The sequence below is a fragment of the Priestia sp. YIM B13489 genome (assembly GCF_042787645.1).
Lineage (GTDB): Bacteria > Bacillota > Bacilli > Bacillales > Bacillaceae_H > Priestia > Priestia megaterium.
In genome coordinates, this window is sequence record NZ_JBHZOQ010000053.1 from 1,149,621 (window position 1) to 1,165,445 (window position 15,825).

Below are 15,825 nucleotides of genomic sequence, written 5' to 3' on the forward strand. Positions count from 1 at the left end.
TCATCGCTCCTCTATTTTCGAAACTTCACACTGCAACTGTCCATCGGTCAAACGAACGTTTACCATATCGCCTTTGGATACTTGTTTGGTTGATTTAATTAACTCTTTTTCTTTATCGTATACTAAGCTGTAGCCTCTTTCCATTGTTTTTAATGGACTAAGCGTATGTAATTTTGACGTTGCCGTTGCAAATAAAAGCTGTTTTTGCTTTAGCAGCTGCTGCATCTCTTTTGTCAGCATTTTCGTCAGCTGCTGTTGACGCTCCGCTGCTTTCACTAACTGATGCTCGGGGTGATTGCGCAACAAAGCGGCTGTTAGCTGCTCGTAGTTCGTCCGTTTATCTTCAATGTACCTTCTGCCTTCACGATAAAAACGCTCCATCAACTGATCTAACTGTTGCTCTTTTTGCTCGACCAACTTTTGAGGATAACGAAAAGCATATGATTTCTGGGATCGTTCAAGCCTGCGGCTACTAGACTGAAGCATTTCTTTCATCGAACGAAGAAGACGGATATTTCGCTGAGTCAATCTTTCTGTAATTTCACTGATATGAGGCACAGCCAATTCCGCAGCACCCGTTGGAGTAGGAGCGCGAAGATCTGCTACAAAATCTGCAATTGTAAAATCGGTTTCATGTCCAACCGCTGAAATAACAGGAATAGTAGAAGTGAAAATTGCACGAGCAACGCTTTCTTCGTTAAAAGCCCAAAGCTCTTCAATTGACCCACCACCGCGGCCAACAATCAATACGTCTGCTTCTTTACGACGGTTTGCTTCTTCAATTGCCTTAATGATAGACGGTGCCGCATTCACTCCTTGAACAAGAGCGGGCATAACAATAATGTTCGCGTTATATCTGCGCTTTAATGTCGTAATAATATCACGTACGGCTGCTCCAGTTGGAGATGTAATAACACCTATTGTTGTTGGATACTTCGGCAGTTTTCGTTTCCTAGCAGGATCAAATAAGCCTTCTTTTTCCAGCTTTTTTTTCAGCTGTTCGTAGGCCAAGTATAAGTTTCCAACGCCATCAGGCTGCATTTCTTTTACGTACATTTGATAATTTCCGCTTGGTTCATAAACCGAAATTTCAGCTCGAATGAGTACATTCATTCCTTCTTCAGGCTGAAAATTAAGCTGCCGGTTATGCCCAGCAAACATAACGGCTGCGATACGAGCATTTTGATCTTTCAAGGTGAAATACATATGTCCCCGACTATGACGTTTAAAGTTAGAAATTTCTCCTTTAATCCATACATCTTGCATGTGAGGGTCTACATCAAACTTGCGCTTAATGTATCGTGTAAGAGCCGTAACGGTTAGATAACGCACTTCACTCATCGTTTTGCCTCCTTTGCAGTCACCCTCTCCCCTTTGTATAAAGGAGAGAAGCATTTTGGTCACTTGATTTGGCAAGATGAACCTTTATTTAGATAAAGTTGTTAACACTTTAGACAATACGCCATTGATAAACTTGCTTGATTGATCATCGCCAAACGTTTTCGCTAATTCAATCGCTTCATTTAACGTAACGCTCGTAGGAATTTCTTCTTCATACTTCATTTCGTATACGGCAATACGTAGGATAACGCGGTCTACAGTAGCTACACGATCTAACGTCCATTTTTCTAAATGATTGCGTAAAAGTTCATCAATTTCTTGCTGATGTTCAACCACACCTAGCACGAGACTTTCTAAAAATTGATCAGACTTTTCATTTTGTACAACATTTCCGATTGCCTCCATTGGCTCGGTCTGCCCTAAATCATGCTGAAATAGTGCTTGTAATGCTTTTTGGCGTGCTGTATGTCTTTTCATTATTTTTGCTCCTTTATTTATCTTCTTCAACTAGTATACCTAGATAATAGCATAGTTTATGATACGATACTTCATTGTTCTTAGACGAAGTTTGTAGAACACGAAAAAGACCGTCTTTATGACGAGACAGTCTTTTTCACTTTACCATAGCTTGTGTTGAAAAGGAACAAGTAATCATACGTTATTCCATTTTAGCAACAGCCGTTAGGTCAACGTTTGTTTTATTCAACTTCTTCAATATCAGTTTTTTGCGTATCAAACTGAATCCCTACGATATGAATGTTTACTTCATCGAGATCAATAGCTGTCATATTTTTAAGGGCTTGACGAATGTTATCTTGTACTTGTTGCGCTACGTTTGGAATAGACACTCCAAACTTCATCATACAAAATACGTCTACTTTTATCCCGTTTTCTGTTAAGTCCACTTTTACACCTTTACCGTGGTTTTTCTTTCCTAGTTTCTCCACAACGCCAGCTGCAAAATTTCCTCTCATTGCAGAAACGCCTTCTACTTCAGAAGCAGCAATACCCGCAATGACTTCAATAACCTCAGGAGCAATTTCTACTTTGCCAAGAGAATTTGGGTGTTCTTCCATTTCTAATACATGATTTTCATTCATGTACAGCACCTCCTATAGTTTATATTATACTAAGAATTCATTACGTCATATAGCTCAAGAAACTTCGTGTTGAATTCACCGCTAACAAATTTTTCATGATTTAATAGTTTTTGGTGAAAAGGAATAGTGGTTGCAACGCCGTCGATAACAAATTCATCTAACGCGCGCTTCATTCGTTCAATAGCTTCCTCACGAGTTGGCGCATGAACAATCAATTTAGCCACCATTGAATCATAGTAAGGCGGGATTGCATAGCCCGGGTATGCAGCAGAGTCTACGCGCACTCCGTAGCCACCTGGCGGCAAGTACATTTGAATCGTACCTGGTGATGGCATAAAGTTTTTCTCTGGGTTTTCCGCGTTGATTCGGCACTCAATTGCCCATCCGTTAAATGTCACTTCTTCTTGCGTAAACGGTAAAGTTTCACCATTTGCCACTTTGATTTGTTCTTTAATTAAGTCAACTCCTGTCACCATCTCTGTAACAGGGTGTTCTACTTGGATACGCGTATTCATTTCCATGAAGTAAAATTTGTTTTCACGGTAATCATAAATGAATTCCACTGTTCCGGCTCCTGTGTAATTAACGGCTTGAGCAGCTTTAACAGCAGCGTCGCCCATTAATTCACGCGTTTTTTCGTCTAACGCTGGAGAAGGCGTTTCTTCAATTAATTTTTGAAGACGGCGTTGAATCGAGCAATCACGCTCTCCTAAATGTACAGTATTCCCATGAGAATCAGCCAACACTTGGATCTCAACGTGACGGAAATCCTCAATGAACTTTTCAATGTACACACCAGGGTTACCGAAAGCTGTAGCAGCTTCTTGCTGTGTAATTGTAATACCTTTAATAAGCTCTTGTTCATTTTTCGCAACGCGGATTCCTTTTCCTCCGCCTCCTGCCGTTGCTTTAATAATAACAGGATAGCCAATATCATTAGCGATTGACATACCGTCTTCCACTGACTCTACAATTCCAGTTGAACCAGGAACAATTGGAACACCCGCTTCACGCATCGTTTCTCTCGCTACGTCTTTTGTTCCCATTTTGTTAATGGCTTCAGGACTTGGTCCTACAAATGTAACGTTACACTCTCTGCATAGCTCTGCAAAATCAGCGTTTTCAGCTAAAAAGCCGTATCCAGGGTGAATAGCGTCACAGCCCGTTAGCATCGCAACACTCATAATGTTTGTAAAGTTTAAATAGCTGTCTTTAGATGACGTTGGTCCAATACAATACGCTTCGTCTGCTAATTGTACATGCAAAGAATCGCGATCAGCTTGAGAATGAACAGCTACTGATTCTACACCTAACTCTTTACACGCTCGAATAATTCGAACCGCAATTTCTCCTCGATTCGCAATTAATAGCTTTTTAATCATATTTACCGCTCCTTATTCAGGCTTTACTAAGAAAAGAGGTTGACCGTATTCTACAAGTTGTCCACTTTCAACTAATACGTCAACGATTTCACCTTTAACTTCTGCTTCGATTTCATTAAATAATTTCATTGCTTCTACGATACATACAACCGAATCTTTTTGTACTTTATCTCCAGGAGTCACGTATACATCTGATTCTGGCGATGATGACGCATAGAAAGTCCCTACCATCGGAGATGTAATTTTATGTAAGCTTTCATCAACCGCTGGGGCCGCTTGTTCTTCTTTTGGTTGAGCAGACTGTGCTGCTGGGGCTGGCGCTGGAGCCGCTGCTGCCTGCGGTGCAGGTACTGCCGCTTGTTCAGGTGCCGAAACCACTACTTGCTGTGCTTGTTTGGAAACAATTGCGTCTTTTTTCTTCATCTTGATTTTGGAGCCTTCGTGCTCATAGGTGAACTCCTCGATTGATGATTGATCAACTAGTTTAATGATCTCACGGATCTCTTGAATTTTTAACATATTGAACACTCCTACCTCATGAAAATAGAATTCTCTACAATGTTAATAATACGACAGATGGCTACAGCCATTCAATTCGTTTGGCAAACATTAAAAAGAAGTTCCACTTACTCTATAATAACTTTTTAGCGTTATCGTTTTATAAATGGAAACATAGCTTTACAGATGACAACACTTATGAAAACGTTTGTCACCTAGTACTAATATAAGATTATGAAACCTATTATAACCGAAGTAAAAAAAGAAAGCCATGTTAAAATTTTTACCGTCTCGCTTAGATTTTAGTCATTTCATAAAAAAAGAAGTGTAAACAACCCCAATTTACGGCTGTTTCACACTTCTTTTATTCCCTTTATTTAGTTGGTTGAAACTCTACCGCTACTTCTTTTGGACCCATTTCTTTTTTGACTAGCTGAATGATTTGATTTGCTTTTGTTTTTGAGTGTTTTTCTGTCTTAACCGTAATTTGTACTTGCTTTCCGTCTGCTCTTACTAGCGCGTCACTGTATCCTTTTGCTTTAATTAATGTTTCCAGCGTGGCTTCTTTTTCCCCAAGCTTTGATAATTCATCAATTTTATCCATCGCCTTGCTTACTTCCGCAGGCGTCACATTTTTTGATGCAGCTACTTCTTGATACTCTTCTTTTAATTGACTTCTTTCATCATTTAATTCCAAACGAAGAGCCGTAAATAGCTCGTCGCTATCTGTGCTTGATACAACCGCTGATTCTTTTGCATTTTTAGCCGTTTCCTTCTTTACATTTCCTGCTGAACCTTCAGTTTTTGAATCTTCTTTTGTTCCTGATTTCTCATCTGTCTGCTGTTTTGTATCTTCTGCAGGAGCCTTGTCATCAGCCTGCTTTTCGCTCTGTTTTTCATTGTCTACTAGCGCAACATTACTCTGAGGATTTTCTGGCGTTGTCATATAATACACCGATAACACAACAACTAAACTTAACATTGTTAATAACCAAACCGTTTGCTTTTTTAATAACATATTCATTTCCCCCTCATCCTTTTTTCGCTAATACTGCTACTCTATGACTTGGTATATCGAGCGCTCTTGTCACGGCTTCAATAATAGATTTCTTTACCTCGATATTATCAGCTCCTTTAGCTACAACTAACACGCCTCTTACTTTTGGCTTTTCGGTTTTAACTACAACAGGCTTTTCTTGTTCTCCACTTCTTACAATGACCAGCTGTTCGTCTGTTGAGGAATCTTCAACTTTACGAGTCCCTCCTTCACGGTCTGTTTCGTTGGTCGTTTGCGATTTTGTGACGCTGTTTTTTTCATATATTTTGGATTCTGTTGCATCTAGGTTCACAATTACTTTTACCTTACTTACGCCTCTAACTTGATCCAAAATATCTTTCAATTCTTCCTCATACCGCTCTTCATAGCCTGTCATTGTTGTTGTCTTTTTAGAGCTAAAAGCGGGAACATCCTGTGATACCGGTGGTGCGCTGGTTTCTTTGCTTGCACTCTTTAGTAATCCGCCTGAATTCATAGATGTTGTGAGTGAGTTGCTAAATACCATAAAGATAACGCCTGCAGCTAGTAAAATGCCTATATACATTAACTTTGAAGGTTTCTTCGTAGTTGATGACTGTTTAAGTGAAAAGAACCGCTGAAAAAATGATGGGTCACCTTTTTCTGGCTTTTGACTCATTTCGTGTCTCCCTCCTCCATATTCACAACAACTTGGCCTTGTTTTACATCCCATTTTGCTGCTAAATAGTTGGATAATTTCTTGGATTCTGTTGGTTTGTTTGTTTCGATCGGTGTGGAGGTATCAATAGAAATAACTTTCACAGCTGAAACAACCTCGGAATCATCCGATGCTTTTTTACTTACGGCAACTGAAATGGATTTAATATTATCAGCGGTAGGTTCGTCGTTCGGCTTTTTTGTTTCAATGTGAATTCGATCAATTGCTACACCATACTGATCCATCAACTCCTCTTTTACATCTGCCTCCATTTGGACAGCCATTTGTTCTAAAATATATGCACGTTGTGAAGCTTGTATTTCTTTTTTCTGATTTTCTATTGAATTTTCTACCTGCTGATCGGATCGAATAGATGATAAGCTAAGTGATTTCAGCATTTGATTAACATCCACTTTGAAAATTTGAAAAACGGGTGTAATAATAATCAGCATTAAAAGAAGTCCAACCACCAGCTTTGTATATTTTTGAAAACTAGAATTGGGCAATAGTAAATTAATAATGGTAGCTAATAAGATAAAAAGAACGATATTAGTAATCCACGTCGTTAAGGCCTGCAATTTCTTCACCTCACCATCATTGTGACGTTGCTCGCTGTAATGATGACCGTTAAACATAAGAAAAACATAAGCGAGACAACCGCAAGCGCCGCAAAAATATAGATGACGCTTTTACTGATAATGCTCAAGCAGGAAATAACCGGTCCTCCTCCAATGGGTTGAAGAAGAGCTGCTGCTAGCTTATAGATAAAAGCAAGTGTTAACACTTTAATAGCCGGAAACGCGACGATTAACAGTAAGACTGCTACTCCAGCAATCCCTACTGAATTCTTTAATAGAAGCGAGGCACTGATGACTGTATCAGCCGCATCTGTGAACACACGCCCTACAACAGGTATAAAGTTCCCTGTGACAAACTTTGCCGTTCGAATTGTAATACCGTCGGCAACAGCTGAGGTAGCCCCTTGAACGGACAGCACTCCTAAAAAAACAGTTAGGAATATTCCGAGCACGCCAATGCTTATATTTCTCAACAGCTGAGCAAGCTGTGTAACCTTATGTTCATCTGAAATCGTACTCACAATGCTAAGCAGTGCTGAAAGAAAAAGCAGCGGCATCACTACGTATTGAATAAGCAAACCGCTTGTGTTCATTAAAAACAAAATCATCGGATGAAAAAAGGCTGCCGATACAACTCCTCCTGATGATGCCATTAAGGCAAGCAGCAGCGGCACCAGAGCTAAAATGAATTTGGTCATGGTCTCAATCGCTCCCGTTGCATAAGAGATAGCAATTTGAAAACTATTAAGAGCAATGATGATCAAAACCATATATACAAGCGCATACGCTACTTTACTTACGGTTTGCTGATTAAACGCACTTTGGAGTGTTTGTAAAAACACGCTAAAAACCGTTAGCATAATGAGTGTACCGAGGAGTTTTCCATTCGCTAATACTTCATGAAATAAAAACTTTACAAGACCTCCTAGCCATTCTTTAAGAGAGAACTCTTTTTCTCCTTTTAAAAAATCGACTAAACTTCCCTTCTGACTCTCGGGTAAAAAGCCGCCGTATTGGGTAATAATATCGTCCCAAAACTGTTTGACTTCATCGATACCGAGCTTATCAATTTGTTCATTGACAAGTTCTTGCTGCTTCGGGGGTTCGGAAGCTTGTACATTTTCTGGAAAGAAAAAAAAGAGGAACAAAAGAAGAGCGAGTATATTCACTTTAAACGTCCACCGCTTCATTTCGTCACCTCATATTAAGTAAAATTAATTGGGTAGCATTGAAATAATCGTTTCAATAATGACCGTTAAAATAGGAATTGCCATGGAGAGAATCAGCACTTTTCCACCTAATTCAATTTTAGAAGCAATGGCACCTTGCCCTGCATCTTTCGTAATTTGAGCACCAAATTCGGCGATATAGGCGATACCAATAATTTTCAAAATGGTTTCCACATAAATCATGTTAACGTGGGCATTAATCGACAGCCGCTCGACCATCTTAATAATTTCGTAGATTTGATCAATTAAAAAAAGAAAGATCACGGATCCCACGAATACAACAAGTAAAAAAGCAATAGGTGATTTATGTTCTTTTAAAATAAGAGCCAAAAACGTAGCTACTAACCCTAAGCCCACAATTTGAAGCATTTCAATGGCAACTCACCCCTCTACCCTTGAAATAAAAAAACCGATTTGATTTTTTGAAATAAGTCCTCTACAATCGAAGCAACCATAAATAAAATATAAATAAAACCGATGAGGGTAACCCAGTTCGCGTAATCTTTTTTTCCCATCTGTTCGAGTACGGTGACTAAAAAAGCTACGACGATACCAATCCCAGCAATCTGAAAAATGGTGTTCATATCAATTCCCACATTCAATCCTCCTCTATCGCTACATCAATAGAATGACCAGTAGCAATCCAGATAGAAAGCCTAAACTTTTAACCATTTTTTCATAGCGATTCTGCTTATCAACTGCATCTTGTTCTTCGCGTTCAAGATGATTCAGCGTCAGTAAGATATGCTTTTGCTGCGAATAACGATCATGCTGACCAAGCGTTTCACCAAATTGTTTTAAGATTTCTAGTTCTCCCGTTTTAAGTGCGGTTTGTTTCCAAAATTGGTCCAACGTCTTTTCCCAAGCTTCTTTGACACTTTCAGTACCTTCTTTTAATTTCATTGAAAACTCATTAAATAAAGAAGCCAAAGGATTAGGAAGCTGTAGAGATAACAAATGAGCAACTTCTTGAAGAGGCCGATTGCTGTACATAATTTCTGCTTCTAACGACCTCAGAGCCGTTTTTAATTGCCTGAGCTGCCTAGGTCTTGCACTAAGCTGCTTTGCAAACTCAAATCCTGTGTAAGTGGAAGCAAATAAGATAAAGATGGCACCAAACAGTTTCATACACCATCACCCTTTACTATTTTCAATAAGCGACTTTTCAGTGGACGTTTTCATGGAATTATAGTGCTCATCGTAGATAGCCTGAAGTGTTCCAGGACCTCGGCTGTTCGATAGCACAACATACCTTTTGAATACGTGAAGTTTCATTAAAGCTTGCAAAGTGGGACGCTTCATTAAATCGTCAATGTCATAGCCATGAACAGTCATAATGACACGAACGCCAGCATTAACCGCTTCAAGCACGGCCTTACAATCTTCTTCACTTCCCACTTCATCCACGATCAGCACATCGGGGCTCATAGAGCGAATCATCATCATCATGCCTTCAGCTTTCGGACAGCTATCTAATAAATCCATTCTAGATCCGAATGTATGCTGAGGAACCCCTTTAACAGCCCCAGCAATTTCTGATCGTTCATCTACAATTCCCACTTTAAACGGAGGAATCTTAGAGCGCTCTATGCCAGTACTTATTACTCTGGCTAAATCGCGAATCATGGTTGTTTTTCCTGTTTGAGGAGGTCCTATAATGACCGTACTTTGCCAATAGCGATTGTATAAAAAAGGAATAAGCTGATTCGAAATACCAATCTTTTGTTTAGCAATCCGGATATTAAAGGATGATACATCTCGAATCACACGAACCTGTCCATTTTCCGTTACAACTTTTCCCGCTAGCCCAACCCGGTGCCCGCCTTCAATGGTGACATATCCTTTTTTCAATTCTTCTTCAATCATATAAATCGAAAACTGGCTTAATTTATTTAAGATAAATAAAGCATCTTCTGCACTTGGAAGATACGATTCGAAATATGGCTGATTGTTGATTGTAAATTCGACAGGTCTTCCTATGCGCACTCGAATTTCTTCTAGTACATGAGAATGGTTTGTGACATAAAATTCAACAGTCTTTTTTAAATTAGGCGGAAAGATTGCAAGTATTTCGTTTAACATATTCATCCCCTCATATTTGAACTCACTTCAATGTATTATAAGCTTGACCATTTTATGCCTACCTTTTATTTAAAAACACCGATTAAAATGAAGAGCACTCCTACTACAATCATGATTAATTTCCCAAAAGATAATTGATCGGCTACGGACACTAAACCTATGGTAAAAGAACTCACCATTACAATCGGACCAACAAGCGCTAACATTCCATTAATCATTAACGCCTTTTTCACATCATTGTTTGTGACAATTAAAATAGCGGCAATAAACTCAATAAATGAAGAAATAAATCGAAGGCACGCCATCGTTAATACCGTACCGTTTAAATGATCCAACCACTGCTTCATAAGCCCCTCCTATACCTCTGCGTTGTTTAGTACAACCTATGCAAAATAAGGAAGAGTTAGCACAAAAAACATACAAAAAAGGCAGAGAATGATTCTCTGCCTTTTTTGTATGTTTGCAGCTTGCTTACACGATCCAATTACGCGCGTGATACGTAGCTGCTGTCTGTTGTGTTGATAATTAATACGTCGCCTTCGTTTACGAAGAACGGAACGTTTACTGTTAAGCCAGTTTCTACAGTTGCCGGTTTTGTACCGCCAGAAGCTGTGTCACCTTTAATACCAGGTTCAGTTTCTGTTACTTTAAGCTCAACTGTGTTTGGAAGTTCAACACCTAATGTCTCACCTTGGTACATCATAATTGCTACTTCCATATTCTCTTTTAAGAATTTTAGCTCATATTCAATTGCACTTGCCGGAAGCTCTAATTGCTCATAAGACTGGTTGTCCATGAATACGTGCTGATCGCCGCTTGCATATAGATATTGCATTTTACGGTTATCAATTTGGGCTTTCCCTACTTTTTCACCTGCACGGAACGTTTTTTCTTGCACAGCTCCTGTACGAAGGTTACGTAGTTTTGAGCGAACGAATGCAGCGCCTTTACCAGGCTTTACGTGTTGGAAATCCATTACACGCCAAATACCTCCGTCTACTTCTACTGTCAAACCTGTACGAAAATCATTTACTGAAATCATGAAGAAATCCTCCTACATTTTATAAAATAATGAACTCTTTTGATGAGTGCGATAATGCCTCATTACCTTCTGCTGTGACGATCGTATCATCTTCAATACGAACGCCCCCTAAGTCTGGTATGTAAATACCTGGTTCAACGGTTACAATCATACCTGGCTGCAGTACATCTGTAGATTTCACAGAAAGTGATGGGCCTTCATGTACTTCTAACCCTACGCCGTGACCGGTCGAATGTCCAAAATACTGGCCGTATCCGTGTTCTGTAATATAATCACGCGTTAGCGCATCTGCTTCTTTACCCGTCATACCTGCTTTGATGCCGCTCATTCCGTTAAGCTGCGCTTGCAGTACGACATTATAAATTTCTTTTAGCTTATCACTTACTTCACCGACGGCAAATGTTCGTGTGATATCTGAACAGTAACCATTATAGTATGCGCCAAAATCAAGCGTTACAAGTTCGCCTTTTTCAATGACTTTGTCAGAAGCAACACCATGGGGTAAAGCCCCGCGATGCCCTGAAGCAACAATTGTATCAAAAGATGAAGATGTTGCGCCTTGTTTTCTCATAAAGAACTCCAGTTCATTAGATACTTGAAGCTCTGTTAAACCAGGACGAACAAAGGTTAAAATATGTTCATATGCTGCATCTGCTATTTTTGCAGCTTCCTTTAATATCTTAATCTCTGAGTCACTCTTTATCAAGCGTAAGTTTTCGATTGCGTGCGAGATTGGAACAAGTTCCGCGCCGATATGCTTATCAAATAATTGATGCTGTCCATATGTAACATAATTCTGTTCAAAACCAAGCTTTTTAATTCCAAATTGTTTCACTACATTCGCTACTTCTTCTACAATAGGACCCTTGTGCTGAACGATATCAAAACCTTCTGTTTGACTAGTTGCTTGTTCAACATAACGAAAATCTGTTACAAATGCCGCTTTGTCTTCAGAAATAATAACGACACCAGCAGATCCTGTGAAATTGGTCATATAGCGCCTGTTATATTCACTTGTAATTACAACACCGTCCACATTCAACTTTGAAAACTGTTCGCGTAGTTTTTCGATTTTCATTTTATTTCCCCCTTAATTGTAAAAGTGCCTGCAGGGCAAGCTCATATCCATATAAACCTAACCCGACAATTTGACCATGTGTAACAGGTGCCGTCACCGAATGGTGGCGAAACTCTTCACGCTTATGTACGTTCGAAATATGCACTTCAATAACAGGAACAGATATACTAGCAATCGCATCTCGAATGGCATAACTGTAGTGAGTAAAAGCACCAGGATTGATCATAATCCCATCAAATTTTTCATCCGCTTCATGAATCCAGTCGATAATTACACCTTCGTGATTAGACTGTACGCACTCAACTTCTATCCCATGGTCTCTGCCTGCTCGCTGAAGTTTCTCTTCAAGATTTTGAAGATTATCTGTCCCATATACCGCTGGTTCGCGTACGCCTAAACGATTTAAATTAGGACCGTTTATTACTAAAATCTTATTCATCTTAATTCAACACTCTCCCCTACTACGAACCCTTTATGCAGCTCACTCATGTGAATTTGCACTTTATTTTTCTTTTTAAATCATTATATAGAATATATTAGCATACGTTGGAACATTCACACTACTTATTCGCCGTTTGAAAATCTGTAGATTCATCTTTTGTTTGAAGCTCTGCAGCTTCAAAAGAAATGGAATATCCGATGAATACACCATATAAAATATAAATACAGAGGGATGAAATAATCGTGTTAGCTGGAAGCTCTCCAATTGTTTTTAAGTTGGGAAAGAGCGGATTCAAAACAACGAATACAATTGCCCACCATAATAAGCCGTAAGCAAAACCTATCCAAATTGTTTTAAACTTCTTTAATAGGACGTAGTATAACAACCCGACAACAATAGATAATACTCCTATAAGAAAAATACTGACGATAACACCTATTCCTTTATCCTTCCAATCACCTAATGCCCATGGATCTAAAAGCATATTTGGATTGATAACACTAAAGCTGAACAGATAATTTAAATAGCCAATAAAGCTCCAGAAAATCCCTCCAAAAAAGGAAATAAAGATGGCTTTAAATAAAAAAGACATTTCCTGTTTATGCGTAGGGTGGTTATCCTGTTTTTTTTCATGCTGTTCTTTAGGTTCTGACATATTAATCACCTCTTGATGTAGTATGAACTTTTTTCTCATTTCCTACTGACTCATTTCTAAGTTTTTACGTTTATTACTCTTCCTATACGCAAGAAGGGAGCCTGATATCAAAGAGACATTTTTAAACTACTTCGCACAGAGTTTCATAAACAAATTTTATAAGTGAAAGGAAAAAAATTCATAACAAGGGTGTGGAGATGAAAAATATTGGCTAAACTAGATAACATGCATCCGCCTAGAGGTTTATTTGATTTTGCTGTAGAATATAAAATACTAAGAAGTCTAGTCTAGTTAAGTTAGGTTGGTGCCTGAAATGTCTAAATTGCAAAAACCTGCGTATGGTGGTCAAGCCGTTATAGAAGGCGTCATGTTCGGTGGCAAACGTATGATGGTGACGGCTATTCGTCGCAAAGATCAATCTATTGATTATTTTCATTCAAAAAGAAAATCAAATTCCGTACTCACTGCTTTAAAAAAAATTCCTTTTTTACGAGGAATTGCTGCTATTGTTGAAGCCAGTGCAAACGGTACGCAGCACTTGAACTTTTCCTCTGAACGCTATGACGTGAATCCAGAAGATGATGCTCAAGTAGCAGAAGAACAACAAAAAGAGAAAAAAGAATCAAAACTATCTTTAATATTTGGCGTTGCAACTATTGGTGTAATATCCTTTCTTTTCGGGAAAGTACTATTTACATTGATTCCTGTGTTTTTAGCACAATTGACACGTCCTGTTTTCACTTCAAGTGTAGCTCAGGTTTTTATTGAAGGAGTATTTAAACTATTATTGCTCCTTGGCTATATTTATGTGATTTCACAAACGCCACTTATTAAACGGGTGTTTCAATATCATGGAGCAGAACACAAGGTCATTAATGCATATGAAAACAATGCTGAACTTACGGTAGAAGCCGTGCAAGCACAATCTCGACTTCATTATCGCTGCGGAAGTAGCTTTATCCTCTTTACCGTAGTTGTAGGAATGTTTGTCTACCTACTCGTTCCAACGGATCCTCTTTGGTTACGAATTGTGGATCGCCTTGCATTAATCCCAGTTGTCCTTGGTTTATCATTTGAAGTGTTACAGTTAACCAATAAAGTTCGTCATGTCCCTCTTCTTCGCTTTTTAGGTTATCCCGGTTTATGGCTTCAGCTTTTAACAACCAAAGAACCAAAAGATGATCAAGTTGAAGTTGCGATTGCTTCATTTAAAGAACTTTTACGCGTTGAAAATGAACTTTCTTCTACCACTGACGAACAAGTTGTCTAATCCACACCGTTTTGCTTTCTTTTTTTACTATTTTAGGAGGTGAACAAAATGAGACGTCCATTCGTGAAACCACTTGTATATGGTCTAATCGGGTTAGGAGTCATTGGCTTTGCATTTACGTTGATTACAGATCCAGCTGTTTTATTACGTCAAGCAGGTTATATTTTTCTGTTTATCATTTTGTTTTACTTAGTTTATCGGTTTATTCTCCGCCCTTCTCAGACAAAAGGTCAAGATAGAGGCTATGTGCGCGCAGTAAAACAATCAAAACTGCGTCAAAAAGAAAAAGAGCGAGGAAGCAACAAAGTTGATATGCATACGTACCGAAGCTCAAATAAGCGCCCGGTATCCAAATCAACGAAACCGCTAAAGAAAAAGAAAAACAACTCACACTTGACCGTCATCGAAGGTAAAAAAGGAAAAAAGAAAAATAGAGCATTCTTTTAAAAAAACAAGGAGAAAAACCTCCTTGTTTTTTTAATAGCACCATTTTTTCAAAAATGCCCTTGTACGCTTTTTACCAAACGCAATCAGCTCTTCCTTCCGTTCTTCTGTGAGGGTAAATTCTGTCGCAAAAACTTGATTAACAGGTAAAAAGATAATATTTTTTTCGTGACGTTTTGAAATATGTCTTGCATCGTGCGCATCTTTCATCGTCTCAAAAAGCGCACTGAATAAACCAACGGCATTCTTAATTTTATTCCGTTCCCTTTCTTCGTCCTTCGGGCTCAGCTTCACCCCAATTACCGGTCGTTTCTTAAGACTTTTATCATCATCAAACAGAAAAATTGGAAAGTTGCTTAACACGCCCCCGTCAACTATTAAACTGCTTGGGGTAGATTTTAATTTAACCGGCTCAAAAAAATATGGAATGCTGCAGCTCATTCGAACGGCTCTTGCTACAGAAAAGCGATTCGGGTCGATTTGATATTTAGGCAAATCATCTGGAAGAACAAGCATCGTACTGTTGGTCAAATCTGAAGCAATAATACGCAGCGACTGATCAGGCAAATCAGCAAATGTACGAATTCCTCTGCTCCGCAATTTTTCAGCAATCCACTTTTCAAGCCTTTCTCCTTTATATAATCCCATTTTCCAATATAAAAACAGCCACTTTGTCAAGCTTGATGGTAAAAAAGACATTCTTTGATCTAAAAAAGACGATAACTCAATTTCATTCATCATTTCAACAATTTCTTCACTTGTATAACCGGCTGCTACAAATGCACAAATAATGGAACCCGCACTCGTTCCGGCTAACCGCCGAAAGATCAAGCCTTTTTCTTCTAGAGCTTGTAACGCGCCAATCAGTGCAAGCCCTTTAATACCGCCACCTGAAAACACTCCGTCGACGTACACAGCCTCTCCTCCAAACTACCCACTCTACATTTGTAG

Annotated in this window: 21 protein-coding genes; 2 read left to right on the forward strand and 19 right to left on the reverse strand. The window is 38.9% G+C overall.

What is annotated here, in order from left to right; translation table 11 throughout:
- From xseA to ACFX4W_RS11800, 18 genes are all read right to left on the reverse strand, one after another.
- Nucleotides 1-1,341 carry an exodeoxyribonuclease VII large subunit gene (gene xseA / locus ACFX4W_RS11715; RefSeq protein ID WP_043976258.1) on the reverse strand — a complete coding sequence of 447 codons (1,341 nt, stop codon included), beginning with the start codon at nt 1,339-1,341 and terminating at the stop codon, nt 1-3.
- An 84-nt stretch (nt 1,342-1,425) separates the two neighbouring features.
- The gene (gene nusB / locus ACFX4W_RS11720; RefSeq protein WP_013059142.1) at nt 1,426-1,818 is read right to left on the reverse strand and encodes a transcription antitermination factor NusB; all 393 of its coding nucleotides are present in this window, start codon (nt 1,816-1,818) and stop codon (nt 1,426-1,428) included.
- 221 nt (nt 1,819-2,039) lie between these two features.
- Nucleotides 2,040-2,441, reverse strand: coding sequence for an Asp23/Gls24 family envelope stress response protein (locus ACFX4W_RS11725; protein WP_013059143.1), 402 nt, complete (start codon nt 2,439-2,441; stop codon nt 2,040-2,042).
- A 29-nt stretch (nt 2,442-2,470) separates the two neighbouring features.
- Nucleotides 2,471-3,823: an acetyl-CoA carboxylase biotin carboxylase subunit gene (gene accC / locus ACFX4W_RS11730; RefSeq protein WP_013084993.1), complete on the reverse strand. Its 1,353-nt coding sequence runs from the start codon at nt 3,821-3,823 to the stop codon at nt 2,471-2,473.
- Between the two features lie 12 nt (nt 3,824-3,835).
- On the reverse strand, nt 3,836-4,342 hold the full coding sequence (gene accB, locus ACFX4W_RS11735) for an acetyl-CoA carboxylase biotin carboxyl carrier protein (RefSeq protein WP_043976256.1): 507 nt from the start codon (nt 4,340-4,342) through the stop codon (nt 3,836-3,838).
- Nucleotides 4,343-4,694: 352 nt separating this feature from the next.
- Nucleotides 4,695-5,345: a SpoIIIAH-like family protein gene (locus ACFX4W_RS11740; protein ID WP_272801048.1), complete on the reverse strand. Its 651-nt coding sequence runs from the start codon at nt 5,343-5,345 to the stop codon at nt 4,695-4,697.
- Nucleotides 5,346-5,352: 7 nt separating this feature from the next.
- The gene (gene spoIIIAG / locus ACFX4W_RS11745) at nt 5,353-6,015 is read right to left on the reverse strand and encodes a stage III sporulation protein AG (RefSeq protein ID WP_013084996.1); all 663 of its coding nucleotides are present in this window, start codon (nt 6,013-6,015) and stop codon (nt 5,353-5,355) included.
- Nucleotides 6,012-6,632: a stage III sporulation protein AF gene (gene spoIIIAF, locus ACFX4W_RS11750; protein WP_013059148.1), complete on the reverse strand. Its 621-nt coding sequence runs from the start codon at nt 6,630-6,632 to the stop codon at nt 6,012-6,014. The genes spoIIIAG and spoIIIAF overlap by 4 nt, the downstream gene beginning before the upstream one ends.
- A 5-nt stretch (nt 6,633-6,637) precedes the next feature.
- Entirely contained in the window at nt 6,638-7,822 is a 1,185-nt protein-coding gene (gene spoIIIAE, locus ACFX4W_RS11755; protein WP_013059149.1) for a stage III sporulation protein AE, read from the reverse strand.
- A 24-nt stretch (nt 7,823-7,846) separates the two neighbouring features.
- Nucleotides 7,847-8,230 carry a stage III sporulation protein AD gene (gene spoIIIAD / locus ACFX4W_RS11760; protein WP_013059150.1) on the reverse strand — a complete coding sequence of 128 codons (384 nt, stop codon included), beginning with the start codon at nt 8,228-8,230 and terminating at the stop codon, nt 7,847-7,849.
- 20 nt (nt 8,231-8,250) lie between these two features.
- Entirely contained in the window at nt 8,251-8,457 is a 207-nt protein-coding gene (gene spoIIIAC / locus ACFX4W_RS11765; protein WP_013059151.1) for a stage III sporulation protein AC, read from the reverse strand.
- 19 nt (nt 8,458-8,476) lie between these two features.
- Entirely contained in the window at nt 8,477-8,989 is a 513-nt protein-coding gene (gene spoIIIAB / locus ACFX4W_RS11770; protein WP_013059152.1) for a stage III sporulation protein SpoIIIAB, read from the reverse strand.
- A 6-nt stretch (nt 8,990-8,995) separates the two neighbouring features.
- A complete protein-coding gene (gene spoIIIAA, locus ACFX4W_RS11775; RefSeq protein WP_043976253.1) occupies nt 8,996-9,943 on the reverse strand; it encodes a stage III sporulation protein AA in 948 nt (315 codons plus the stop codon).
- Between the two features lie 65 nt (nt 9,944-10,008).
- Nucleotides 10,009-10,290, reverse strand: a complete 282-nt coding sequence (locus ACFX4W_RS11780; protein WP_013059154.1) for a YqhV family protein — start codon at nt 10,288-10,290, stop codon at nt 10,009-10,011.
- Between the two features lie 137 nt (nt 10,291-10,427).
- The gene (gene efp, locus ACFX4W_RS11785; RefSeq protein WP_013059155.1) at nt 10,428-10,985 is read right to left on the reverse strand and encodes an elongation factor P; all 558 of its coding nucleotides are present in this window, start codon (nt 10,983-10,985) and stop codon (nt 10,428-10,430) included.
- A 19-nt stretch (nt 10,986-11,004) separates the two neighbouring features.
- Nucleotides 11,005-12,063, reverse strand: coding sequence for a M24 family metallopeptidase (locus ACFX4W_RS11790; protein ID WP_016765546.1), 1,059 nt, complete (start codon nt 12,061-12,063; stop codon nt 11,005-11,007).
- Between the two features lies 1 nt (nt 12,064).
- Nucleotides 12,065-12,502 carry a type II 3-dehydroquinate dehydratase gene (aroQ, locus tag ACFX4W_RS11795; RefSeq protein WP_034648945.1) on the reverse strand — a complete coding sequence of 146 codons (438 nt, stop codon included), beginning with the start codon at nt 12,500-12,502 and terminating at the stop codon, nt 12,065-12,067.
- Nucleotides 12,503-12,623: 121 nt separating this feature from the next.
- Nucleotides 12,624-13,160 carry a YqhR family membrane protein gene (locus ACFX4W_RS11800; protein ID WP_016765547.1) on the reverse strand — a complete coding sequence of 179 codons (537 nt, stop codon included), beginning with the start codon at nt 13,158-13,160 and terminating at the stop codon, nt 12,624-12,626.
- A 313-nt stretch (nt 13,161-13,473) separates the two neighbouring features.
- Between ACFX4W_RS11800 and ACFX4W_RS11805 the strand changes: the two genes are divergently transcribed.
- Together ACFX4W_RS11805 and ACFX4W_RS11810 are read left to right on the forward strand one after the other, a co-directional pair.
- Entirely contained in the window at nt 13,474-14,430 is a 957-nt protein-coding gene (locus ACFX4W_RS11805) for a DUF1385 domain-containing protein (protein ID WP_013085002.1), read from the forward strand.
- A 48-nt stretch (nt 14,431-14,478) separates the two neighbouring features.
- Nucleotides 14,479-14,877, forward strand: a complete 399-nt coding sequence (locus tag ACFX4W_RS11810) for an SA1362 family protein (protein ID WP_013059160.1) — start codon at nt 14,479-14,481, stop codon at nt 14,875-14,877.
- 30 nt (nt 14,878-14,907) lie between these two features.
- On the opposite strand, the gene ACFX4W_RS11815 is transcribed toward ACFX4W_RS11810, so the two are convergent.
- Nucleotides 14,908-15,789, reverse strand: coding sequence for a patatin-like phospholipase family protein (locus ACFX4W_RS11815; RefSeq protein WP_016765549.1), 882 nt, complete (start codon nt 15,787-15,789; stop codon nt 14,908-14,910).
- Nucleotides 15,790-15,825: the final 36 nt, after the last annotated feature.

What these genes read in the sequence shown, in the direction of transcription:
- ACFX4W_RS11780 (WP_013059154.1), bottom strand. Translation starts at nt 10,290, where the DNA reads ATGAAGCAGTGGTTGGATCATTTAAACGGTACGGTATTAACGATGGCG.
- spoIIIAD (WP_013059150.1), bottom strand. Translation starts at nt 8,230, where the DNA reads ATGCTTCAAATTGTGGGCTTAGGGTTAGTAGCTACGTTTTTGGCTCTT.
- spoIIIAB (WP_013059152.1), bottom strand. Translation starts at nt 8,989, where the DNA reads ATGAAACTGTTTGGTGCCATCTTTATCTTATTTGCTTCCACTTACACA.
- spoIIIAG (WP_013084996.1), bottom strand. Translation starts at nt 6,015, where the DNA reads ATGAGTCAAAAGCCAGAAAAAGGTGACCCATCATTTTTTCAGCGGTTC.
- aroQ (WP_034648945.1), bottom strand. Translation starts at nt 12,502, where the DNA reads ATGAATAAGATTTTAGTAATAAACGGTCCTAATTTAAATCGTTTAGGC.
- ACFX4W_RS11805 (WP_013085002.1), top strand. Translation starts at nt 13,474, where the DNA reads ATGTCTAAATTGCAAAAACCTGCGTATGGTGGTCAAGCCGTTATAGAA.
- ACFX4W_RS11800 (WP_016765547.1), bottom strand. Translation starts at nt 13,160, where the DNA reads ATGTCAGAACCTAAAGAACAGCATGAAAAAAAACAGGATAACCACCCT.
- xseA (WP_043976258.1), bottom strand. Translation starts at nt 1,341, where the DNA reads ATGAGTGAAGTGCGTTATCTAACCGTTACGGCTCTTACACGATACATT.
- accB (WP_043976256.1), bottom strand. Translation starts at nt 4,342, where the DNA reads ATGTTAAAAATTCAAGAGATCCGTGAGATCATTAAACTAGTTGATCAA.
- ACFX4W_RS11790 (WP_016765546.1), bottom strand. Translation starts at nt 12,063, where the DNA reads ATGAAAATCGAAAAACTACGCGAACAGTTTTCAAAGTTGAATGTGGAC.
- efp (WP_013059155.1), bottom strand. Translation starts at nt 10,985, where the DNA reads ATGATTTCAGTAAATGATTTTCGTACAGGTTTGACAGTAGAAGTAGAC.
- ACFX4W_RS11810 (WP_013059160.1), top strand. Translation starts at nt 14,479, where the DNA reads ATGAGACGTCCATTCGTGAAACCACTTGTATATGGTCTAATCGGGTTA.
- ACFX4W_RS11740 (WP_272801048.1), bottom strand. Translation starts at nt 5,345, where the DNA reads ATGAATATGTTATTAAAAAAGCAAACGGTTTGGTTATTAACAATGTTA.
- nusB (WP_013059142.1), bottom strand. Translation starts at nt 1,818, where the DNA reads ATGAAAAGACATACAGCACGCCAAAAAGCATTACAAGCACTATTTCAG.
- spoIIIAA (WP_043976253.1), bottom strand. Translation starts at nt 9,943, where the DNA reads ATGTTAAACGAAATACTTGCAATCTTTCCGCCTAATTTAAAAAAGACT.
- accC (WP_013084993.1), bottom strand. Translation starts at nt 3,823, where the DNA reads ATGATTAAAAAGCTATTAATTGCGAATCGAGGAGAAATTGCGGTTCGA.
- ACFX4W_RS11725 (WP_013059143.1), bottom strand. Translation starts at nt 2,441, where the DNA reads ATGAATGAAAATCATGTATTAGAAATGGAAGAACACCCAAATTCTCTT.
- spoIIIAE (WP_013059149.1), bottom strand. Translation starts at nt 7,822, where the DNA reads ATGAAGCGGTGGACGTTTAAAGTGAATATACTCGCTCTTCTTTTGTTC.